The organism is Paludibaculum fermentans (assembly GCF_051172195.1).
Lineage (GTDB): Bacteria > Acidobacteriota > Terriglobia > Bryobacterales > Bryobacteraceae > Paludibaculum > Paludibaculum fermentans_A.
Map to the genome: position 1 here is coordinate 4,871,540 of NZ_JBPJAQ010000001.1, position 20,092 is coordinate 4,891,631.

At 62.8% G+C, this 20,092-nt stretch carries 20 protein-coding genes; 12 read left to right on the forward strand and 8 right to left on the reverse strand.

Annotation, left to right across the window (positions count from 1 at the left end):
• Window positions 1–88: 88 nt before the first annotated feature.
• Entirely contained in the window at window positions 89–940 is an 852-nt protein-coding gene (locus tag ACR9Y2_RS19670) for a nucleotidyl transferase AbiEii/AbiGii toxin family protein (RefSeq protein WP_435043312.1), read from the reverse strand.
• Window positions 937–1,539, reverse strand: coding sequence for a type IV toxin-antitoxin system AbiEi family antitoxin domain-containing protein (locus tag ACR9Y2_RS19675; RefSeq protein WP_435043313.1), 603 nt, complete (start codon window positions 1,537–1,539; stop codon window positions 937–939). The genes ACR9Y2_RS19670 and ACR9Y2_RS19675 overlap by 4 nt, the downstream gene beginning before the upstream one ends.
• A gap of 151 nt (window positions 1,540–1,690) precedes the next feature.
• Between ACR9Y2_RS19675 and ACR9Y2_RS19680 the strand changes: the two genes are divergently transcribed.
• The 4 genes from ACR9Y2_RS19680 to ACR9Y2_RS19695 all read left to right on the forward strand — a co-directional run bounded on the left by ACR9Y2_RS19680 (window position 1,691) and on the right by ACR9Y2_RS19695 (window position 4,019).
• Window positions 1,691–1,903, forward strand: coding sequence for a hypothetical protein (locus ACR9Y2_RS19680; RefSeq protein ID WP_435043314.1), 213 nt, complete (start codon window positions 1,691–1,693; stop codon window positions 1,901–1,903).
• 448 nt (window positions 1,904–2,351) lie between these two features.
• Window positions 2,352–2,621, forward strand: coding sequence for a hypothetical protein (locus tag ACR9Y2_RS19685; protein WP_435043316.1), 270 nt, complete (start codon window positions 2,352–2,354; stop codon window positions 2,619–2,621).
• An 8-nt stretch (window positions 2,622–2,629) separates the two neighbouring features.
• Window positions 2,630–2,950: a PIN domain-containing protein gene (locus tag ACR9Y2_RS19690; protein ID WP_435043318.1), complete on the forward strand. Its 321-nt coding sequence runs from the start codon at window positions 2,630–2,632 to the stop codon at window positions 2,948–2,950.
• A gap of 76 nt (window positions 2,951–3,026) precedes the next feature.
• Complete coding sequence (locus tag ACR9Y2_RS19695) at window positions 3,027–4,019, forward strand: alpha/beta fold hydrolase (RefSeq protein ID WP_435043319.1); 993 nt, start codon at window positions 3,027–3,029, stop codon at window positions 4,017–4,019.
• Window positions 4,020–4,136: 117 nt separating this feature from the next.
• Here the strand turns inward: ACR9Y2_RS19695 and ACR9Y2_RS19700 are convergent, their stop codons facing one another.
• Genes ACR9Y2_RS19700 through ACR9Y2_RS19720 form a run of 5 tightly spaced genes read right to left on the reverse strand, consistent with a single transcriptional unit; the run spans window position 4,137 to window position 10,578 of the window.
• Window positions 4,137–5,564 (reverse strand): Ni/Fe hydrogenase subunit alpha, encoded by a 1,428-nt coding sequence (locus tag ACR9Y2_RS19700; protein WP_435043320.1) that lies wholly within the window; start codon window positions 5,562–5,564, stop codon window positions 4,137–4,139.
• 12 nt (window positions 5,565–5,576) lie between these two features.
• Complete coding sequence (locus tag ACR9Y2_RS19705; RefSeq protein WP_435043321.1) at window positions 5,577–6,122, reverse strand: NADP oxidoreductase; 546 nt, start codon at window positions 6,120–6,122, stop codon at window positions 5,577–5,579.
• The gene (hoxU, locus tag ACR9Y2_RS19710; RefSeq protein ID WP_435043322.1) at window positions 6,119–6,853 is read right to left on the reverse strand and encodes a bidirectional hydrogenase complex protein HoxU; all 735 of its coding nucleotides are present in this window, start codon (window positions 6,851–6,853) and stop codon (window positions 6,119–6,121) included. The genes ACR9Y2_RS19705 and hoxU overlap by 4 nt, the downstream gene beginning before the upstream one ends.
• 15 nt (window positions 6,854–6,868) lie before the next feature.
• On the reverse strand, window positions 6,869–10,024 hold the full coding sequence (locus ACR9Y2_RS19715; RefSeq protein ID WP_435043324.1) for an NADH-ubiquinone oxidoreductase-F iron-sulfur binding region domain-containing protein: 3,156 nt from the start codon (window positions 10,022–10,024) through the stop codon (window positions 6,869–6,871).
• Window positions 10,021–10,578 carry an NAD(P)H-dependent oxidoreductase subunit E gene (locus ACR9Y2_RS19720; RefSeq protein ID WP_435043325.1) on the reverse strand — a complete coding sequence of 186 codons (558 nt, stop codon included), beginning with the start codon at window positions 10,576–10,578 and terminating at the stop codon, window positions 10,021–10,023. The genes ACR9Y2_RS19715 and ACR9Y2_RS19720 overlap by 4 nt, the downstream gene beginning before the upstream one ends.
• A gap of 231 nt (window positions 10,579–10,809) precedes the next feature.
• Here ACR9Y2_RS19720 and ACR9Y2_RS19725 point away from each other — a divergent pair, with 231 nt between their 5' ends.
• The 3 genes from ACR9Y2_RS19725 (at window position 10,810) to ACR9Y2_RS19735 (ending at window position 14,612) form a co-directional block, all read left to right on the forward strand.
• Complete coding sequence (locus ACR9Y2_RS19725; protein ID WP_435043326.1) at window positions 10,810–11,256, forward strand: Clp protease N-terminal domain-containing protein; 447 nt, start codon at window positions 10,810–10,812, stop codon at window positions 11,254–11,256.
• Window positions 11,257–11,334: 78 nt separating this feature from the next.
• The gene (locus ACR9Y2_RS19730) at window positions 11,335–14,097 is read left to right on the forward strand and encodes a M16 family metallopeptidase (RefSeq protein WP_435043328.1); all 2,763 of its coding nucleotides are present in this window, start codon (window positions 11,335–11,337) and stop codon (window positions 14,095–14,097) included.
• A complete protein-coding gene (locus ACR9Y2_RS19735; RefSeq protein ID WP_435043330.1) occupies window positions 14,097–14,612 on the forward strand; it encodes a YkgJ family cysteine cluster protein in 516 nt (171 codons plus the stop codon). The genes ACR9Y2_RS19730 and ACR9Y2_RS19735 overlap by 1 nt, the downstream gene beginning before the upstream one ends.
• A 26-nt stretch (window positions 14,613–14,638) precedes the next feature.
• Here the strand turns inward: ACR9Y2_RS19735 and ACR9Y2_RS19740 are convergent, their stop codons facing one another.
• Entirely contained in the window at window positions 14,639–15,583 is a 945-nt protein-coding gene (locus ACR9Y2_RS19740; RefSeq protein ID WP_435043331.1) for a hypothetical protein, read from the reverse strand.
• Between the two features lie 70 nt (window positions 15,584–15,653).
• Here ACR9Y2_RS19740 and dusB point away from each other — a divergent pair, with 70 nt between their 5' ends.
• The 5 genes from dusB (at window position 15,654) to ACR9Y2_RS19765 (ending at window position 20,036) form a co-directional block, all read left to right on the forward strand.
• The gene (gene dusB, locus ACR9Y2_RS19745) at window positions 15,654–16,694 is read left to right on the forward strand and encodes a tRNA dihydrouridine synthase DusB (RefSeq protein WP_435043332.1); all 1,041 of its coding nucleotides are present in this window, start codon (window positions 15,654–15,656) and stop codon (window positions 16,692–16,694) included.
• Between the two features lie 12 nt (window positions 16,695–16,706).
• Complete coding sequence (gene rnhA / locus ACR9Y2_RS19750) at window positions 16,707–17,147, forward strand: ribonuclease HI (RefSeq protein WP_435043334.1); 441 nt, start codon at window positions 16,707–16,709, stop codon at window positions 17,145–17,147.
• An 88-nt stretch (window positions 17,148–17,235) separates the two neighbouring features.
• Window positions 17,236–17,802: a nicotinate-nucleotide adenylyltransferase gene (gene nadD / locus ACR9Y2_RS19755; protein ID WP_435043336.1), complete on the forward strand. Its 567-nt coding sequence runs from the start codon at window positions 17,236–17,238 to the stop codon at window positions 17,800–17,802.
• Window positions 17,803–19,251 (forward strand): ATP-binding protein, encoded by a 1,449-nt coding sequence (locus ACR9Y2_RS19760; protein ID WP_435043337.1) that lies wholly within the window; start codon window positions 17,803–17,805, stop codon window positions 19,249–19,251.
• 77 nt (window positions 19,252–19,328) lie between these two features.
• Entirely contained in the window at window positions 19,329–20,036 is a 708-nt protein-coding gene (locus tag ACR9Y2_RS19765) for a response regulator transcription factor (protein WP_435043338.1), read from the forward strand.
• Window positions 20,037–20,092 lie beyond the last annotated feature (56 nt).

A 20,092-nucleotide genomic window follows, 5' to 3' on the forward strand; every position in this document is an offset into this window, starting at 1 on the left:
GCCGTTGAGCCGGTTGCTGGTGCCAAACTGCCGATCGAGAGAGCCGCAAGTAGGATCTGCGCGAACCGTTTGGAATGCGGCGCAGTCATCAGGGATGTATCCCTTCCAGCCCGTCGAAGTAGCGGGCCAAGTCCAAGTATGCGTCGGAGACCGACACGTCCAAAGAGCACTCCTCGGCGAGGGCGGCGAACGGTGTCACCCAACTTTCCGGCGGGGCTTCCAGCTTGCGCGGGATTTGATGCGTATCCCGCCGCGCGAAGGTTTCCCTTAGGGAACCGACCACGCGTGTCTGCTCGAGAGTGCCGGAGCGGATCAGCAGAACCAAATCGACCAAGTCTCGGACGCGGCTGTTTGGCGCGGCCGGGCGCGGCAGCGTGTAGGCGTGCAGTTTCTCCGCGAACTGCTGCTCGCGCTGGATCATCGGCACGTCGGGTGGAGGGACTCCGGCAAAAGCAAGCCAATCCCGCGTTCGCACGAACTCAAGGGGCTCTACGATGATGTCCCCGACTCCGACATCCAGGTGGAACTTCACAAATGTGCGGCTGCCGAGTATCGCTTCCACAGGATATCGGGCACCTCCGTAGGGTGCGCCGTCGAGATCCATCGTGGCTTCACCGATCCGGAATGAGAAGAAATCGCCGATATCCAACGCCCCTGCCTCCTGTAGGTATCCGAGCACGCCGGAGGACTTTGCTCTTACTGTGAAATCGAGATCCTTGGTAGCGCGTGCCGCGTGAAACCGCAGTTCCATCGCGTAGCCGCCTTTCAGAACCCAGTCGGTTTGCCTGTCCTGGAAAAGCCGTGCGAGGAACCGGTCGAAGGCGACCTGACGACGGAGGCGTTGCAGGTCGACTGCCTCTTCGTGGGCGGAGCGCTTGAGCCGCTCTTCCAGTGAGGTTCGCAGCGCTGCGCCGGAGTTGTACTGCCGACTCGTGGTCATTGGTGGCTCCGTTCCAGCGAATCGATGATCTGAGCGGCACCGGGGTTTTTACGTGCCTGAGCAATTTGTCCCATGGTTATCTTGCCCAGACTCCTGGCGTCGCGAAAGGCATCTCGGAGCGACGATTCCTGGAGTGATTGCTCCCGCCACACGTCGAGGATCGTTCGCAGTGCAGTAGTCACCGGGACGTTCTCGACCACCTCTATATCGGTGGCGACGACAACAGCGAAATGCAGCCGGAGCACTGGGGGGATCTCCGAGCCTTTTCGAAAGGTGGGCGGCACCGTCAGATCGATTCTCGCCGGGTTGACGTCGGTGAGTTCGTGGAGGGCGAGGGCCGTATGGTGGCTGAAGACGCCCTGCGGTGAGTCGCTGCGGCCCCGCGACCAAAGCCACCAGAGGATCAAATCGGGGCGGGGGGGCGACGGAAAGAGCGCAAGACGATAGATGCCGCGATGCTCCCGGACCCAGTTGCCAGTTCCGACGTGGTAGTTCCGTTTGCTGGCTGTGTAGCCGAGGCGTGCGGCCTGTTTGGCTGTGAAGTAGCCGCCTTGTGCTTCGGCGATCTGGTAGAGGTCCCGATTGCTCGTCCTCTGCATAATAGTTCAACTTTCTTGAGCTATTATGCGGCGGCACCACGGCGGAGGTCAAGTCTGGGCGGCGCCCGGCGGTCCGAAGAGAATCTTGATCGGGGCGGGTGGCCGCACTCGCAGTTCGCAGTTCGCGAATCGCGAATATAGGGTGGATGTCATGGCGCTGAAGCCACAAGACGCGTATGTGGTGCTGAAGATCCTGGCATCCGAGGGGGATCGTGCGCCGTACTCCCAGTTGGCTGCGGAGTTGGTCATGAGTTCGTCTGAGGCGCATGCTTGCGTGCGCCGCGTGGAAGGCAGCCGCATACTCCACGGGCCCCAGCGGAAGAATCGCCCGAACTTTGCCGAGCTCGAAGAGTTGCTCGTGTAGGGGCTGAAGTACGTCTATCCGACCGCACGGCGCGAAGTCACTCGCGGGGGGGCCGACGTCGTACGCCGCCGAGCCGCTCCGCGGACTGATCCCGCAAGGGGACGAACTGGTTCCCGTCTGGCCTTACGCGGAGGGCCCGCAGTGGGATATCGCGTTTGAGCCGCTGTAGAAGACAGCCCCCATCGCTGCTCTGTGTGATTCCTGACTCTACGAGTATCTGGCCCTTGCCGACGCCTTGCGAGATGGACGGGCTCGTGAACGGAAGGCTGCCGAGGCGGAGTTGTGCAGAGGGTTCAGGGAAGCCGATGAACGACTCAAATCGTGAGGAGCTAATTGTCGCTGCGCGGCTCCTGCGCCATCAGCCGGGGGAACTCGTGTTTGTGGGAGGGGCTGTCGTCCCTAGTCACGACAATGTGTTATCACTGTGTACACAAGCGAGGTTGCAATTATGCAGGCCACCAAAGTCGGAATTCGGGAGTTTCGGGAGAATCTGGCGGACTACCTTGAATCGAAGACGCCGGTTGCGATCACCCGGCACGGGGCGACGATTGGGATCTATATTCCCACAAAGCCGAAGCCAAGCCAGGCGGATCTGGAAGCCCTGCGCGTTGCTGGCGAGAAGATGCAGGAGTTGATTGCGGCGGCGGGGACAAATGACGACCAGATCGTGGCCGACTTCAAGAGGATCCGGCGTGAGCGGCGAAAGCGTAGCGAGTAGCGGTGGTGGTGCTGGATGCTAACATCCTGATTCGAGCGGTGCTGGGGACGCGCGTGCTGGGTTTGCTTCGGAAGTACGCCGGGCGGGTCGAGTTCATGGCCCCCGATTTTATGTTTCAGGAAGCGAGAGAGCACCTGCCGGGCAGTACCTGGCGAAGGCTGCGGACCGAGAAGTATAACAATCCAGGAGTTTGGCAGGGAACTACTCCAAGAGCTCAAACAAGAATCTGGCGCGGTTGGATAGCACAGTTGACGCTGTGGGAGAAGTTCTTCGTGAAGACCGCAAGCCTGGCCGTGCGGGAGTATACTACCGGCGAGACGATTGACTAAGCGCGACGCGGACCATTGAGGCGATCGCGCAAGCGGGGTCTAGCGGGAGTTTGTTGCGAGAGGCCTCAAATAGGACATGCATCCTGTAGCTCAGCAGGGCGGCAAGCGTTTGAGATTGTGGGTCAGGTTTGCCATCGCCGGGGCCAGTGCTTTAGCCGTTGTCGCCGGTATCGGTGCGATGTACCAGAACCTTGCGAGCGATCGAGATTGGAAACTGGTTCCCCCGCCGGGTGTGCGCGTTGATGTAGGCGGCTATCGCATGCATATGTTGTGCATGGGGGCCGGCGAACCGACGGTGGTTCTCGATTCCGGATTGGGCGACTATTCCATTCACTGGCGCAGAGTTCAAGGGGAGGTCGCCGGCGTCACCCGCACTTGCTCCTATGATCGCGCCGGACTTGGCTGGAGCGATCCCAGTCCCCGGGCGCGGACCAGCGCGGTGATCGCAGAGGAATTGCACACCTTGTTACACCGGGTCGGGATCCGGCCGCCTTATATCCTGGTCGGCCATTCAATGGGGGGATTGCACGTGCGGATGTTTCAGCGCCTATATCCATCCGAGACCGAAGGTATGACGCTGATCGACTCATCGCATCCCGACCAGGATGGCCGGTTTCCGCCTAGCATCACCGCGGCTATAGCGAATTATCAAGAGCGCCTCAGGCGTATGCGACTGTTGATGCCGTTTGGAATTCCACGCCTGTTTCGGTGGTGTGGCGAGGGAAATCCAGAACTGCAGCCGGCGTTGCGAGCCAATGCGTGCCGAACAGCTGCAATCGGCGAGACTGTCGCGGAATCAGAGGCATTCAATTCGAGCGCGACTGAAGTTCGAGCAGCGGGCAGGTTGGGCGATTTGCCGCTTGTTGTGATTTCAGAGGATCCGGCAAGGAACGCACCGGAGGGCGTTGGCGCCTTTGAAGCCATGCAGTCGGACCTTGCCGGACTCTCTTCGCATAGCGCCCGAATGGTGGCCATTGGCAGTGGTCATCAAATCCATTGGGAACGGCCTGACCTTGTGGTCAGCGCAATTCGAGCGATGGTCGCGGAGATCCGACACGCGCAGCCATAAGTGCTGGCATTCGATGGCGGCAAAGTGGGCCAATTGGCTAGCGAATCCCGATTCGCCAGGCAAGCCTTAGCAGATCACGCCGCCTTGCCGAAAGGAAACCATTCTCTGCCCTCCTCTCTATTCCGGCTTTGGCCAGGAATCCACCAGTTCCCCCTGCGGGCTCCACAGCCTCAGGTCCACCGCCGGTCCGCCATACGCGTGAGTGGAGCAGCTGAGGCATGGGTCGTAGGCCCGGACTACGGCGGAGACGCGGTTGACGGCTCCTTCTTTTAACTGGGCTCCGTCTACGAATTGTTCGGCTACCTGGCGGATGCTGTGGTTCAGGGCCAGGTTGTTGTGGCCTGTCGCTACGATCAGGTTGGCCCAGGTGATGGCGCCGTTGTCGTCCACTTTGTAGTGGTGAATGAGGACGCCTCTGGGGGCTTCGATGATGCCTACGCCCTGGTTGGCGTTGACTCCGGCTTCGGCCCGGACGTGGGTGTCGGTGATCAAGGGTTCGTTCAGGAGCTCTTCCATGCGCTCTACGCCGTAGAGCGCTTCGATCAGGCGGGCGTAGTGGTAGAAGAACGAGCTCTGGACGATGCGGCCCAGGCGTTCGCGGTACTCCTCGAGTTCGGCGTCCGCTTCGGGGGTGCCCATGCGGGCGGCTACGTTCAGGCGGCCTAGCGGGCCGACGCGGTAGATGCCTTCCGGGTAGCCAAGCGGTTTGAAATAGGGCGCTTTCAGGTACGAATCGGGCATCGTGGCTTCGCCGATGTACTTCGAGTACTCCAGCGGTTTCGCCACGGTGGCTAGCGGCTTCGCAGCGTTGTCGATGAAGCGGAGCACGCCGTCGTAGATTTTGAATTCGCCGTCGAGGCCGGAGAGGCCGGCGTAGGCGGTGGGCATGTTGCCGAAGGCGGCGCTCTCTTCGGGGAAGTCGTCGAGCATCGCCTTGAAGTTTTTCAGGGTGCGGCGCACGATCGATTTGGCGATGGGGAGGCCGGTGAGAATGTGGTCGCGGGCGTCGGCGGAGAGGGGTTTGTTGACGCCTCCGGGCACGGTCCAGGAGGGGTGGATGCGCTCTCCGGCCATGCGCTCGATGGCCTGCTGGCCGAACTTGCGCAGGGCGATGCCGTCGCGGGCCGCTTCGGGATGTTTCTCGATGAGGCCGACGATGTTGCGCAGGGCGGGATCGGAGTCGAAGCCGAGCAGGAGGTCGGGCGCGGAGAGGTGGAAGAAGCTGAGGGCGTGGCTCTGGACGAACTGGGCGCAGTGGAGGAGTTCGCGCAGGAGGGCCGCGGGCTCCGGGATCTGGACGGCCATGATGGCGTCGCAGGCTTTGACGGACGCAAGAAGATGGCTGACGGGGCAGATGCCGCAGATGCGCGCTGTGATGGCGGGCATCTCGTAGTAGGGGCGGCCTTCGGTGAACTTCTCGAAGCCCCGGAACTGGGTGACGTGGAACTGAGTGGAGGCGACCTTGCCGAGGTCGTTCAGATGGATGTCGATGCGAGCGTGACCTTCGATGCGTGTGACGTGATTGATGGTGATAGTGGGCGGCATGGGACCTCCAGTTCAACCGAATTTGACCAGGCCCGCGACGGAGGGGTTGGTGAGGTCGGGCTTGCGGCCGGCCAGCAGTTCCGTGAGGGCGAAGGCGATGAGAGCGGGTTTGGGCGGGCAGCCCGGCAGATGGAGATCCACCTTGACGATCTCCTGGACGGGGACGGCGTGCCGGAGCAGGGCCGGCACGCCGTCAGAAGGGGCACGCTGATGGATATCGGCCCCTTCCACATAAGCCCTTTCGAGCAGGCGTTTCGTGGGGATGGTATTGCGCATGGAGGGGACGTTGCCGGTGACGGCGCAGTCGCCCAGGGCGATGAGGATTTTGGTCCGTTTGCGGATCTGCTGGATGAGCTTGTAATCGTGCTGGCTGCTGACGGCGCCTTCGGCCAGCGTGACATCGACGCCTTCGGGGAACTCCTGGGCATCGACCAGCGGGCCGTAGACGATGTCGGCTTTGTGCAGGACGTCGATGAGGACTTCGTCGATGTCGAGCAGGGACATGTGGCATCCGCTGCAACCATCGAGCCAGACTGTGGCTACCTTGGCTTTGCTCATAGGATCACCCCCGGTTTGTTGTCGGAGCCGGCGGCGCGCAGAGTCGCCAGGCGGCTGATGGGATCGGTGCGTTTGCTCATCTCTTCCACGGCGAAGCCCTTTTCGGCGATGGCTCCGGTGGGGCAGCTCTGGACGCACTTGCCGCAACTGGTGCAGTTGGTGGACTCGCCCCAGGTGCGGTTGAGTTCGCAGACGAGGCGCGAGCCGACGCCACGGCCGGAGATTTCCCAGACGTGGGCGCCCTCCACTTCGGCGCAGACGCGGACGCAGCGGGAGCAGAGAATGCAGCGGTTCTGATCGGAGGTGTAGCGCGGATGGGTGAGGTCGATGGGGACCTTGGGGTAGGTGTAGGGATAGCGGACGTTGGTGACGCCGAGGCGTTTGGCCAAGCCCTGGAGTTCGCAGAAGCCGTTGGAGACGCAGACGGCGCAGACGTGATTGCGTTCGGCGAAGAGCAGTTCCAGGGCGATGCGGCGGTAGCGGCGCAGCTTGTCGGACTGGGTGGTGACGGACATGCCGTCCTGAACGGGGGTGGTGCAGGCGGGCAGGAGGCGTCCGACGCCGGCGACTTCGACGATGCAGAGCCGGCAGGCGCCGACGGAGCTGAGCCCTTTCATGTGGCACAGCGAGGGGATGAATTTGTTGTGAGCCTTGGCGGCGTCGAGGATGCTCTGTCCGGCGGCGGTATGGATGAGCTCGCCATCGATGCGGAGGGATATCTTCTGAGGCATGGCGTAATCTCCTTTCTAGTGGTCGCCGTTGCGGACATCGCAACGCAGGCAGCGGCAGGCTTCTTCCATGGCGTCGACGGGGGCGAGGCCGATGGTGGCCTCGGCGAAGGTTTTGGCGCGCTGGGCGGCGTCGACCTCCTCGACGTGATGGCGGGCGCACTCGCTGGCGTGGGCGGGCGGGGCCTGGTCGTATTCGAACGAGGGGAAGACCTCCTCCCAGCGGCGGACGTTCATGAGGCGGCGGTCGATGTTGCGAGCGGCCTTTTTGCCGTAGCCCATGGCGTTGGAGACGTTGGAGGCTCCGGTGATCAGGTCGCCGCCGGCGAAGAACTTGGTGCGGCTGGTTTCGAGGGTATAGCGGTCGACTTCGATGAGGCCGTTCTCCTTGATTTTGAGACCGGAGGCTTTGGCGAAGTCGAGGTCGACGGTTTCGCCGACGGCGAGGATGACGGTGTCGCAGGCGAAGCGGATGATCTCGCTGGTGGGCATGGGGCGGCGGCGGCCGGAGGAGTCGTACTCGCCGAGTTTGGTGCGGACGGCTTCGATGGCCTGGACGCGGCCGTCGGGCCCACCGACGATGCGGTGGGGTGTGGCGAGGAAGACGATCTCGGCGCCTTCAGCTTCGGCGGCCTCCGTCTCCTCGGGGATGGCCGGCATGTCTTTGCGTTCGCGGCGATAGATGATGGTCACCTTGCTGCCGAGGCGGAGCGCGGTGCGGGCCGAGTCGATGGCGGCGTTGCCACCGCCGATGACGGCGACGCGTTTGCCGAGCGGGACGGGCTGCTCCTTCGATACGGCTTCGAGGAAGGGCAGGGCAGGGATGACGCCGGTGAGTTCGGTGCCGGGCAGGTAGACCCAGCTTTCCTTCCAGGTGCCGATGGAGAGGAAGACGGCGTCGTACTGGCTGTCGAGGTCGTTGAGGGAGACGTCGCGTGGGACCTGGGTATTGAAGGTGAACTGGACGCCGGTGCGGCGGATGAGCTCGACTTCGCGGTCGAGGACGTCCTTGGGCAGGCGGTAGTCGGGCAGGGCATAGCGGAGCATGCCGCCGGCGGCCGGGTTGGAGTCGTAGACCATGACCTCGTGGCCGAGCATGCAGAGGTAGAAGGCGCAGGCGAGGCCGGTGGGGCCGGCTCCGACGACGGCGCAGCGTTTGCCGGTGAGTGGTTTGCGGCGGGCGGCGATATCGGCGGCGAGGGCGTCGAAGCGGTCTGAGGGGTAGATGGCGTCGGCGATGTAGCGGTGGACTTCGCGCATGTTGACGGCGGAGTCGACTCCGGTGCGGCGGCAGCGATTGTCGCAGGGGTGCTGGCAGACGCGGCCGGTGGAGGCGGGCAGCGGGTTGTCCATGACCACGGAGACGAAAGCTTCCTCGAGCCGGTCTTCCTTGAGGAGTTGCAGGAAGCGCGGGATGTTCATGTGGAGCGGGCAGGAGTTCTCGCAGGGGCTGAGGGCGAGGTCCTCGCAGACACCGGCGCGGCAGCGGGCGGCGCGGATGTGGTCCTCGAACTCATGGCGGAAGTGGCGCATGGTGGTGAGGACGGGGTTGGGGGCGGTCTGGCCGAGGCCGCAGAGCGAGGTGTCGCGGATCATGCGGCTGAGGTCGTCGAGCAGGTCGAAGTCGGCTTCGGTGCCTTTGCCCTGGGTGATGCGGTTGAGGTAGTGGAGGCTCTTGTCGAGGCCGACGCGGCAAGGGATGCATTTGCCGCAGCTTTCGGAGTGGGTGAACTCAATGAAGTAGCGGGCGACATCCACCATGCAGTTGTCTTCGTCCATGACGACCATGCCGCCGGAGCCCATGATGGAGCCGAGCTGGCCGAGGGACTCGTAGTCGACGCAGGTGTCGAACATCTCCTGCGGGATGCAGCCGCCGGAGGGGCCGCCGGTCTGGACAGCTTTGATGGCGCGGCCGTGGGTGCCGCCGCCGCCGACGTCGTAGACGAACGTCTTGAGGGGGGTGCCGAGGGGCATCTCGACGAGGCCGGTGTTGTTCACCTTGCCGACGAGGGAGAAGACCTTGGTGCCGGGGCTCTTGGCGCTGCCGGTTTCAGTAAACCAGCCGGGGCCTTTGATGACGATGGGGGCGATGTTGTACCAGGTCTCGACGTTGTTGATGTTGGTGGGGCAGCCGTAGAGGCCGTGCTCCGCCGGATAAGGAGGTCGGGGTGTGGGGCGGCCGGCCTTGCCTTCGAGGGAGCGGATGAGGGCGGTTTCCTCGCCGCAGACGAAGGCTCCGGCACCTTCGACGAGTTGGAGGTCGAAGCGGAAGCCGCGGCCGAGGATGTTGTCGCCCAGCAGGCCGCATTCGCGGGCCTGGTCGATGGCGGAGTTGAGGCGGTGGACGGCCAGCGGGTATTCGGCGCGGACGTACAGGATGCCTTCGGTGGCGCCCATGACGAAGCCGCCGATGATCATGCCCTCAATGAGAGAGTGAGGGTCGCTCTCGATCTCATTGCGATTCATGTAGGCACCGGGGTCGCCTTCGTCCGCATTGCAGATGATGTATTTGCGTTCCGATTTGGCTTTGCGGAGGAACTCCCATTTGATGCCGGTCTGGTAGCCGGCGCCGCCGCGGCCGCGCAGTTTGGAGGCCTTGACGGCCTCGATGACCATGTCGGGGTTGTTGTCGATGAGGACTTTGTACAGGGCCTGGTAGCCGCCGATGGCGATGTACTCGTCGATCTCGTTGGGATTGATGAGGCCGCAGTTGCGGAGCACGATTTTCTTCTGGCCGGTGAAGAAGGGGACTTCGTGCCAGTGGGGGATCTCGGGCAGGCCCATGCCGAAGCGGACGTGGCCGGTGATGTGATCCCACTCCTCGATTTTGCAGAGAGCGAGGCCGGTGGGCATGCGGCCGCTGGCGAGGTCGTCGAGGATTCCGGGGACGTCGTTGGCCTGTACGCGTTGCAGGATGACCAGCGGTTTGCCGGGCAGGTAGACGTTGACGAGGGGCTCTGCCGCGCAGAAGCCGAAGCAGCCGGTGCGGGCGAGGTTCATGCCGAGGCCGCGGGTATTGATGGCGTCGGCGAAGGCGTGATAGACGGATTCGGCTCCATTGCCGGTGCCGCAGGTACCCATGCCGATGGCGATGCGGGGACGGTCGGGCAGGAGTTTGGAGAGGCCGACTTCGCGGACTTCGTTAAAGCTGGAGAGATCGGAGATGCGCTTCATCGATGGCCGCCCTTCCTGATGGCGTCGACTTCGCGCTCGAGTGCGCGTTCATTGACGTGACCGAGGATGGAGTGATCGATCTCGGCCACGGGGGCGAGGGCGCACTGGCCGAAGCAGGCGACGGTGCGCACGGTGAAGCGGCGATCGGCCGTGGTGGCGCACATCTTTTCGGCGCTGCCGTCTTCGTCCTCCTCCTTGAGGCCGAGCTGGAGTTTGACGCGTTCCAGCAGGTTGCGGGAGCCGCGGGTGTGGCAGGCGGTGCCGCGGCAGATGCAGACCGTATGCTCGCCCTGGGGTTTCAGGTTAAAGAGCGAGTAGAAGGTGGCCACGCTGTAGATCTGGGCACCGGGGATGCCGGTGCGAGCGGCCAGGTAGTCGAGGACCTCCATGGGCAGGTACTTGTTGGGCTGGCGGTCCTGGATCGCCTCCAGCAGGCTCAGGAGCATACCGGGACGGCCCCGGTGCTGGACGATGAGCCGATCGATGAAATCCTGTTCTTCGAAGGAAAGAGGGCTGGAGCGGGGTGGGGAATCGGATAAGAGAGCGGGCGTCATAACGGGGACGATTGCCTCCTGCGAAAACAGACAATCACATCTGAATATGGGGTGCAAGGGGAGGGGCGCCGTTTGTTCGCCTGTTGGCGGTAAGAATCGTGGAAAAAACCAGCAGTTGCGCTCAGGGCGGGGTAAAGGACTCCCCTGCGGGAGTTATTGTCGAAGGAGTGCTGTTTTGCACTGGTTGAGTTCAGCGGGCTTTGGCTGCTGCCAGGCCAGTGAGGGAGCCAGATGTTTGACAGGTATACGGAGAAAGCGCGCCGCACGATCTTTTTTGGGCGGTTTGCGGCCAGCGAGCACGGTGCGGTTCAAATCGAAGCGGAGCACCTGCTGTTGGGCCTGGTGAAGGAGGGGCTGGAGCGGGGCTTACAGTTTCCCGAGGGAGCTGTCGAGTCGATCAGGCGGGCAATCGTGGCCGAGAGGCCGGCCGGGCAGAATCGAACCGGAACTTCGGTGGATATGATGCTGAGCAAGGACGCCCGGAAGGTACTGGAGATGGCGGACCAGGAGCGCGAGGCGATGGGCGACAAGGAACTCCACCAGGGCCATCTGCTGCTGGGATTTCTCCTGGTGCCGGGGTGCCTGGCGGCGCAGGCATTGCAGAAGGTGGGCTATGAGTTGGAGCCGTTGCGGGCAGAGGTCCGCGCGGTGACTGATCGCGGCCTGCCGCCGGAATAAAAGGCGAAGCTGCGAGGATGTTACAACCTTGGCGGATTGGGTCTCTTGGCCGGGGTGCTAGCATCGTTAGATCACGTCATGTTTCACCGCAACCTGACCCCCGCCCGGGCCACGCGACCCATGTTGGCCCTATTTCTTGCTGTTTCGATGTTGTCTGCCACTGCGTCAGCCCAAGCGCTGCCACAGGGAGTGCAGAAGGCGACGAGCGTTGAAGGAATCACGGAGTACCACCTCAGCAATGGCCTGAGAGTGCTGCTGTTTCCCGATCCGACGAAATCGAACATTACCGTGAATATCACCTATATGGTGGGGTCGCGGCATGAGGATTACGGGGAGACGGGCATGGCCCACCTGCTGGAGCACCTGATGTTCAAGGGCTCCACGAACCATCCGAATGTGCCGAAGGAGCTGCAGGACCACGGCGCGCGTCCCAATGGGACGACGTGGTTCGACCGCACCAACTACTTCGAGACCTTCGCCGCGACGGATGAGAACCTGCAGTGGGCGCTCTCGCTGGAAGCGGACCGGATGGTGAACTCCTTCATTGCGAAGAAGGACCTGGACAGCGAGATGACGGTGGTGCGGAACGAGTTTGAGTCGGGCGAGAACGATCCCGACTCGATTCTGGAAGAGCGGGTGATGTCGACGGCGTACCTGTGGCACAACTACGGGAAGTCGACGATTGGCGCGCGGTCGGATCTGGAACAGGTGCCGATCGAGCGGCTGCAGGCGTTCTGGAAGCATTTCTATCAACCGGACAATGCGGTGCTGGTGGTGGCGGGCAAGTTTGACGAAGCGAAGACACTGGCGCTGGTCCAGAAGTTCTACGGGCCGATCCCTAAGCCGACGCGGCCGCTGCGCCGCACGTATACGGCTGAGCCGACGCAGGATGGAGAGCGGTCTGTGACGCTGCGCCGTGTGGGCGATGTGCAGGCAGTGGCTGCCGTGTGGCACATTCCTCCGGGGTCGCATGAAGAATTCGCGCCGATGGAGATGGCCGGCCAGATCCTGGGCGACGCGCCTTCGGGCCGCCTGTACAAGGCGCTGGTGGAGACCAAGAAGGCGGCGAGCGTCGCGACGAGTGAGTATCAGTTGAAGGATCCCGGCGTGTTCATTGCGCACGCTTCCGTGCGGACGGAGAGTTCGCTGGCGGATGCGCGCAAGACGCTGCTGGACACGATCGATGAAGTGAAGACGAAGCCCTTCACGAAGGAAGAGCTGGAGCGGGTGCGCGCGAACTGGTTGAAGAACTTCGACCTGGCTTTGAACAATTCGGCGGCCATTGCGCTGCAGCTTTCCGAATGGCAGGGCATGGGCGACTGGCGGCTGCTGTTCCTGCACCGCGACCGGATCAAGAAGGTCACGCTGGAGCAGGTCCAGAAGGCAGCCGAGAAGTACCTGATCGCTTCGAACCGGACGGTGGGCGAGTTTATCCCGGAGAAGGCTCCGGTGCGGGCCGAGATCCCGACGGCGCCTGACGTGACGTCGCTGGTGAAGGATTACAAGGGCGAGGCGGTGGTGAGCCAGGGCGAGTCGTTTGACGCGTCTCCGGAGAACATCGACAAGCGCACGATCCGCGGCGACCTGAAGGGCGGCATCAAGCTGTCGTTCATTAATAAGAAGACGCGCGGCAACCAGGTGGTGGCCACGATGAGCCTGCACTTTGGCGATGAGAACAACCTGAAGGGCAAGGATTTCGCGGCTGGATTCGCGGGCCAGATGCTGATGCGGGGCACGGCCAAGCATACGCGGCAGCAGATCAAGGACGAGTTCGACCGGCTGAAGGCGAGCGTCAATGTGGGCGGAAATGAAACGGGCGCCACGGTTCGCATCACGACGACGAAGGAGAACCTGCAGCCTGTGCTGACGCTGGTGGCCGAGCTGTTGAAGGAATCGAGCTTCCCGCAGACCGAGTTCGACCAGGTTAAGCAGCAGACGCTGGCGCAGTTGGAGCAGTCGAAGAGCGAGCCGCAGGCGATTGCGGTGCGTGCGGTACAGCGCCACCTGAACCCGTATCCGAAGGACGATGTGCGTTACATCCGTACGGTGGACGAGGAGATCGAGAGTGTGAAGGCGCTGACCCTGGATGAGGTGAAGGCGTTCCACAAGAGCTTCTATGGGGCGTCGAACGGCGAGTTCGTGGTGATTGGCGACTTCGATCCGGAGACGACGCAGAAGCAGGTTTCGGACCTCTTCAACGACTGGAAGAGCCAGCAGAAGTTTGCCCGGGTGAAGAAGGAATACAAGGCTGTCGACGCCGAGAGCGTTGTGTTCGAGACTCCGGACAAGGCGAATGCGATGTTCATCGCCGGGCTGCCGGTGAAGATCAACGACACGAATCCGGATTATCCGGCGATGCTGCTGGGCAACTACATACTCGGGTCGGGCATGAACTCGCGGCTGTTTGCCCGGATTCGCGGCAAGGAAGGCCTGAGCTACGGTGTGGGCGCGCAGTTCATGGCGTCACCGGAAGATGATGGCGGCGTGTTCATGGCTTTCGCGATCTGCGCTCCGCAGAATGCGGCGAAGGTGGAAGCTTCGTTCAAGGACGAAGTCGGCCTGATTCTGGATAAGGGCTATACGGCGGACGAAGTCGAAGCGGCGAAGAAGAGCCTGCTGCAGGCGCGCCAGGTGAGCCGGGCGAATGACGGCGAACTGGTGTCGCGCCTGGCCGGACAGCGCTTCTACAACCGCACGATGGCTTATGACACGGAGATCGAGGCCAAGCTCAAGAAGTTGACGCCCGCTGATGTTCAGGCGGCGATGAAGAAATATATGGATGTGTCCCGAATGAGCATTTACAAGGCCGGTGACTTCAAGAAGGCCGCGGCTACCAACTGATGAATACTGATCTCGTCCAGATTCGCCGTTTGGGCGAGCAGAAGCGCGGCGAAAACGAGCGTTTTCGCCGCCACCTCAAGACCCACAGTTTCGTGGAGCGCCGTCTGCGGCACATTGCCGAAGAGACGGAAGAAGCGATCGACTGCACGACTTGCGCGAACTGCTGCAAAGTAGCCACGGTCACACTCACTGAGCGAGACGTGGCGAAGCTGGCGAAGTTCCTGCGCATCAAGGAAGGCAAGTTCCTGCGGGAGTATACGGAGCAGACGGAAGACGAGGGGCTGATCCTGAAACGCGACGAGGATACGGGCTGCGTGTTCCTGTCGGGCACGGAATGCACGGTATACGAAGCGCGTCCGGCCACTTGCGGTGACTTTCCGCACCTGGTGCGGGGGGCAGGCTCACTGCAATCGCGCATGTGGCAGTTCATTGACCGGGCGTGCTATTGCCCGATTGTCTACAACACGCTGGAGAGCTGGAAGGTGGAGACGGAGTTTTCTCCGTCCCCTAAATAAACGGTTGTGGCGAGCGGGAAGCCCGGCTAATCGTCGAGCTTCTCGGTGAGCGTCAGCGGTTCCTTCAAGCGGAAGGTCAGGCGTGTTTCGCTGGGCAGGGTGGCGTCTTTGCCACGCGTGGCGAGCACGCCGCCGGCGCCCGCGGCTCCACCGACACCGGCGCCGATGGCGGCACCTTTACCTCCGCCGGCAATCGCACCGATGGCGGCACCGATACCGGCCGCGACGCCGGTCTTGGCGAGATCGCCCTTGGTGCCGCTTTCCGCTTCCTTGCGGAATGATTCGGTTTTCAGCGCGATCTTCTGGCCGTCGGCCGTATTCAACTCGGTGAGTTCCACTGCCAGTGCGGCGCGACCTTTGACGCGTCCGGCGCGATCCAATTCAACGATGCGGCCGCGCTGGGAGGATCCACGCTCCGCGATGACAAACCCGTCGACGACCAGCGGCTGGTCGAGGGTGGCGGTGAAGTTCTGGCCGTCCTGGCTATTCTTCGTGCTGAGCTCTTCGCGCAGGCGGACGGTGATCATCGTACCGGCCGGGACGGTGACGCTGTGCGGCTGGCGCGGAGCGGGTTTCGGTTCCGGCTTTGGTTCCGGGGGGGCGACCGGCTTTTCGACCGGAGGCGGCTCCGGATTGGTGACCACGGGTGGTGCGGCTGCAGGCCTGGGCTGCTCCTGAACGCCGGGCGGCGGGACTGGCGGGTCATATTTTGCCACGGTCACTGGCGCCGGCCTGGGTTGAGTTTTCGCCGGTTTCGATACTGCTTTCGGCTTGACCGGTTCAGGTTGGGGCGGGGCGGGTTCCGGTGCGGGCGGGGGCGCCGGCTCCACTACTGCCGGGGTGGGTGCAGGCGCTGGAGCGGCGACGCTGACGGCGGCCGGTTCCGGCGCCCGGTTCTTCATCGCGAGGTACACCACGCCGCCTGTGAGCAGCACACCCAAGCCAAATGCCACGATCAACTTCTGGAACATCGTCTCGTCCTCTCAATTGTTTGAACGCGGCCCGCGCGAGCCGCGTTTCAACCCCGATACAATGGTAGAGATGGCAAACTTCCCCGCAGCCTACAAGGTCGGGCCAGTCGAGATCCGCCCGGCAACGGTGCTGGCGCCGATGGCCGGTGTGACGGATACTGTATTTCGCCGGCTGATCCGGAACCAGGGCGGCTGCGGCCTCATCATGACCGAGTTCACCAGCTCACACGGCGTGGTGGCCAGCGGCCGACATCCCAACCGCAAATCCATCAAGAGCTTTCACTATCTCTATTTTGAACCCGAAGAGCACCCGATCAGTGCGCAATTGTTCGGGTCGGACCCGGAAATCATGTCCGAGGCGGCTAAGGTCTGCCAGGACAACGGTTTCGACGCGGTTGACATCAATTTCGGGTGTCCGGTGAAGAAGGTGGTGACCTGCAATGGCGGGTCGGGCCTGCTGAGGAACCTGCCGCTGGTGGAAGAGCTGCTGAAGCGCGTGCGCTCGTCCATCAGCATTCCTCTGACGATGAAATTCCGGGCGGGGTGGAATGACAAGGAACTGGTGCATGTCCAGATGGCGAAGCTGGCCGAGGACAACGGCGTGGCGGCCATCGCCCTGCACCCGCGAACGCGGGAGCAGGGGTACAGCGGGCGGGCTGACTGGACACGGATCGCGGAAGTGAAGGATGCGGTGAAGATTCCGGTGATCGGCAATGGGGACATTACGACTCCGGAGGACGCGATCCGGATGGTGCGCGAGACAGGCTGCGACGCGGTGATGATTGGCCGAGCGGCTTCCTCGAATCCGTGGATCTTCCGCCAGATTGCGGAATACCTGGAAGGGCGCAGCTATTTCCAGCCGACGGAGCACGACCGCTGGCAGATGATGCACACCTACTACACCATGCTGCTGACGAAGCGCAGCCTGGACGCGGTGGGCAAGATGAAGCAGTTTGCGACCTACTTCACACACGGCGTGCGGAATGGCGCGAAGCTGAGGACGGCGATCTACCAGTCGCGGGAAGCGTCGGAGATCCTCTCGCTGGTGAACCAGTTCTTTGAACGCGAACTGACGAGCCAGGACGAGAAGCTGGCGACGGTGTTGTTGTAGTTGTTGGGATCCATGAAGAAAGTACAGGCGATTACGGATGGGTCGTGCCTGGGCAATCCAGGGCGCGGCGGATGGGCGTGCATCCTGCGTTACGGCGGGCACACCAAGGAGATGTACGGCTGTGAGCGGGAGACCACCAACAACCGCATGGAGCTGACGGCGGCCATCCAGGCGCTGGCGGCGCTGCGCGAAGCCTGTGAGGTGGAGATCGTCACTGACTCGCAGTATGTGAAGAACGGCATCCAGACCTGGATGGCCGGCTGGAAGCGGAACGGTTGGAAGACCGCCGCCAAGAAGCCGGTGATGAACCAGGACCTTTGGGTGGAGCTCGACGAGCAGGTGTCGCGGCACAAGACGGACTGGGTTTGGACGAAGGGCCATGCCAGTCACGCCGACAACAACCGCTGCGATGAACTGGCGCGCATGGCCGCTGAGAACCAGAGTTGTTCGTGAGACCGGCGCGAGCGCAACAGACTGATTTCAGGCGAAGATAGAAGGACCTGCGCCAACCCCTGCGCCGCGCAGCAGAAAGACCATCGGTTTGAAAGTAGCTATATTCGGTGGGACCTTCGACCCCATCCACAACGCCCATCTCCGTGTGGCCCGCGAAGCGGCCGACCGCCTGCTGCTGGATCGGGTACTGCTGGTGCCCTCGGCCAATCCGCCACACAAACCATCGGGTACGACCACGGCTTATGAGAATCGCTTCCGGATGGTGGAGCTGGCCTGTGCGGTGGATCCCCGTTTTGAGCCTTCGCGGCTGGAGGAAGGCCACGGCAAGAGCTATTCCATCGACACGATTGAGCGCGTGAAAGCGCGGCTGAGCCCATCGGACCAGCTTTACTTCCTGATTGGAGCGGATGCGTTTGCCGAGATCGGCTCCTGGCACCGCTCGGCCGAGGTGCTGCGGGCGGTGGAGTTCATTGTCGTCTCGCGGCCGGGTTATGCCTACCCCATTCCGCCCGGGGCACAGGTACAAGGGCTGGAAACTTTGGCGCTTGTCATCTCATCGTCAGAAATCAGGCGCAAACTGGATAGTGGCGAACCAGTGGAGGAGCTGCCGGAGCCTGTCCTGCGCTACATCCGCGACCACGGCCTGTATCAATAAATGACTGCCCGCATCTTTCTCAAGCTCATAGCTAGTGTTCTGTTGATCATGGTGATCGTCCTGACGGCGGTGGACTTCCTGGCCTCGGAACTGACCGAGAAGGCGTACATCCAGGGGCTCACGCTCGAGATGGAAGAGAAGATGAGGATGTTGGGTGTGATTGGGGAGCAGAACCTGCTGGATGTCTCCCCGGCCAACATCCGGGCGCTGGCCACGGCGGCCGGCGGGCGGCTGACAATCATTGCGCCGGACGGGCGGGTGCTGCTGGATTCGGAGGCGGATCCGGCTCGCATGGAGAATCATGGCCACCGGCCTGAGGTGCAGGCGGCGTTGCAGGGCCGCATGGGAACCTCGCTGCGCCAGAGCCCGACGATGGGGATCAATTTCCTGTATGTGGCCGGCCCGGTGCCGGCCGGTGCGGCGCGACTGGCGGTGCCGCTGCGCGAGGTGCGCTCGCAGGTGTCGAAGATCCGTACCCGCGTGATGCTGTACATGGCGCTGGCCTTCCTGCCGGCGATCCTGGTGGCGGGGTTCATCGCCCGCTACTTCTCCACCCGGCTGGGCGCCATTATCGATTACGCTTCGACGCTGGCCACGGGCGACTTCAAGGTCCGCTTGAAGCATACCGGCGGTGACGAACTGGGCACGCTGGCCCGGCAGTTGAACGAGACGGGCGCGAAGCTGGAAAAGGTGTTCGACGAGCTGCACCGCGAGCATGTCGAGCTGGAGAAGGTGGAGCGGATACGCAAGGACTTCGTCATCAACGTCAGCCATGAACTGCGGACGCCGCTGGCTTCCATCCAGGGCTACACGGAGACGCTGCTGGAAGGCGCCATCCACGACGACCAGAACAACGTCCGCTTCCTCCACATCATCCGGCAGAACGCCGAACGGCTGGGCCGGCTGACCGCGGATCTGCTCACGCTGTCGCGCATCGAAATGAAATCGCAGCGCTTCCAGTTCGCCTCCTACTATGTGAACCCGCTGCTGAAGGACTGCATTGAGTCGTTGGAGCCGGTGGCCGCCAAAAAGCGCATTACCCTGCACCTGGCGCCGGCGCCGGATCGCACCGAGGCGTTCTGCGACTCTGAGGCGGTGCACCAGATGATGTCGAACCTGCTGGACAATGCGATCAAGTACACGCCGGAGGACGGCCGGATCACGGTGATTGCGGAGAGCCTGACGGACTTTGTGCGGGTCAGCGTCAGGGACACAGGCATCGGCATTCCCCACGAGGATCTGCCGCGGCTGTTCGAGCGTTTCTACCGCGTCGACAAGGCCCGTTCGCGCGAGTTGGGCGGCACCGGCCTGGGGCTGGCCATCGTCAAGCACCTGGCGCGCTCGCAGGGTGGCGACGTCGGGGTGGAGAGCGTCCCGGGGCAGGGCACCACGTTCTGGTTCACGCTGCCTACGAACGACCTGGGCCTCTCGGAACAAGAGGCGCTTTAACTTCATTTCACGCTACTGTAATCTGAATGTAACAGTAGACGCGTTATTACTGGAGTTGACAATCTGGCCACATCCCCATGAAAAAAATCCTGCTGATTGAAGACGACTCCGACCTTTTCGCACTCCTCAAGTACAACCTGGAGAAAGAGGGTTTCCAAATGGTGGGCGCGCAGACCGGCCGGGGGGCCGTTGACCTGTGCCGCCGCGAGCGTCCGGATCTGATCATCCTCGACATCATGCTGCCCGATTCCGACGGCCTGGACATCTGCAAGGGCATCCGCACGCATCCCGAACTCTCGCACATTCCGGTGATCTTCCTGACGGCGCGCGCCTCGGAGACCGACCGGATTGTCGGCCTGGAGCTGGGGGCCAACGACTACATCGTCAAGCCGTTCTTCGTCCGCGAACTCATAGCGCGCATCAAGATCCAATTCCGCCAGTTGGCGCAGCCCGTGCGGAAGTTGCAGTCGGGCCCGCTCGACCTGGACCGCTCAGCCTGCCGCGTGAGCCTGAATGGCAATCCGCTTTCGCTGACCGCCACCGAGTTCCGCCTGTTGGAGTTCCTGATGACCCGGCCGGGCGTAGTGTTCTCGCGCGAACAATTACTGGACGCCGTCTGGGGCCACGACCGCGCGGTCACGGATCGCACCGTGGATGTCTATATCCTGCGCCTGCGCCAGAAGATCGAGGATGATCCCGCCGCGCCGGCATTCATCCGTTCCGTCCGCGGCTTCGGCTACTCGTTCAATGAGGCAGCCAACCAGCCCGCCGCGGCGATGGCGTGAAAGCGCGCTGACTATCCGACGATTGCATACATGACAAAAAAGTAATAGTCTGCACG

What these genes read in the sequence shown, in the direction of transcription:
- ACR9Y2_RS19765 (WP_435043338.1), top strand. Translation starts at nt 19,329, where the DNA reads ATGAAAAAAATCCTGCTGATTGAAGACGACTCCGACCTTTTCGCACTC.
- dusB (WP_435043332.1), top strand. Translation starts at nt 15,654, where the DNA reads ATGGCAAACTTCCCCGCAGCCTACAAGGTCGGGCCAGTCGAGATCCGC.
- ACR9Y2_RS19700 (WP_435043320.1), bottom strand. Translation starts at nt 5,564, where the DNA reads ATGCCGCCCACTATCACCATCAATCACGTCACACGCATCGAAGGTCAC.
- ACR9Y2_RS19760 (WP_435043337.1), top strand. Translation starts at nt 17,803, where the DNA reads ATGACTGCCCGCATCTTTCTCAAGCTCATAGCTAGTGTTCTGTTGATC.
- ACR9Y2_RS19685 (WP_435043316.1), top strand. Translation starts at nt 2,352, where the DNA reads ATGCAGGCCACCAAAGTCGGAATTCGGGAGTTTCGGGAGAATCTGGCG.
- hoxU (WP_435043322.1), bottom strand. Translation starts at nt 6,853, where the DNA reads ATGCCTCAGAAGATATCCCTCCGCATCGATGGCGAGCTCATCCATACC.
- ACR9Y2_RS19705 (WP_435043321.1), bottom strand. Translation starts at nt 6,122, where the DNA reads ATGAGCAAAGCCAAGGTAGCCACAGTCTGGCTCGATGGTTGCAGCGGA.
- ACR9Y2_RS19740 (WP_435043331.1), bottom strand. Translation starts at nt 15,583, where the DNA reads ATGTTCCAGAAGTTGATCGTGGCATTTGGCTTGGGTGTGCTGCTCACA.
- ACR9Y2_RS19735 (WP_435043330.1), top strand. Translation starts at nt 14,097, where the DNA reads ATGAATACTGATCTCGTCCAGATTCGCCGTTTGGGCGAGCAGAAGCGC.
- ACR9Y2_RS19695 (WP_435043319.1), top strand. Translation starts at nt 3,027, where the DNA reads ATGCATCCTGTAGCTCAGCAGGGCGGCAAGCGTTTGAGATTGTGGGTC.
- ACR9Y2_RS19720 (WP_435043325.1), bottom strand. Translation starts at nt 10,578, where the DNA reads ATGACGCCCGCTCTCTTATCCGATTCCCCACCCCGCTCCAGCCCTCTT.
- ACR9Y2_RS19715 (WP_435043324.1), bottom strand. Translation starts at nt 10,024, where the DNA reads ATGAAGCGCATCTCCGATCTCTCCAGCTTTAACGAAGTCCGCGAAGTC.
- rnhA (WP_435043334.1), top strand. Translation starts at nt 16,707, where the DNA reads ATGAAGAAAGTACAGGCGATTACGGATGGGTCGTGCCTGGGCAATCCA.
- ACR9Y2_RS19730 (WP_435043328.1), top strand. Translation starts at nt 11,335, where the DNA reads ATGTTTCACCGCAACCTGACCCCCGCCCGGGCCACGCGACCCATGTTG.
- ACR9Y2_RS19670 (WP_435043312.1), bottom strand. Translation starts at nt 940, where the DNA reads ATGACCACGAGTCGGCAGTACAACTCCGGCGCAGCGCTGCGAACCTCA.
- ACR9Y2_RS19680 (WP_435043314.1), top strand. Translation starts at nt 1,691, where the DNA reads ATGGCGCTGAAGCCACAAGACGCGTATGTGGTGCTGAAGATCCTGGCA.
- ACR9Y2_RS19675 (WP_435043313.1), bottom strand. Translation starts at nt 1,539, where the DNA reads ATGCAGAGGACGAGCAATCGGGACCTCTACCAGATCGCCGAAGCACAA.
- ACR9Y2_RS19725 (WP_435043326.1), top strand. Translation starts at nt 10,810, where the DNA reads ATGTTTGACAGGTATACGGAGAAAGCGCGCCGCACGATCTTTTTTGGG.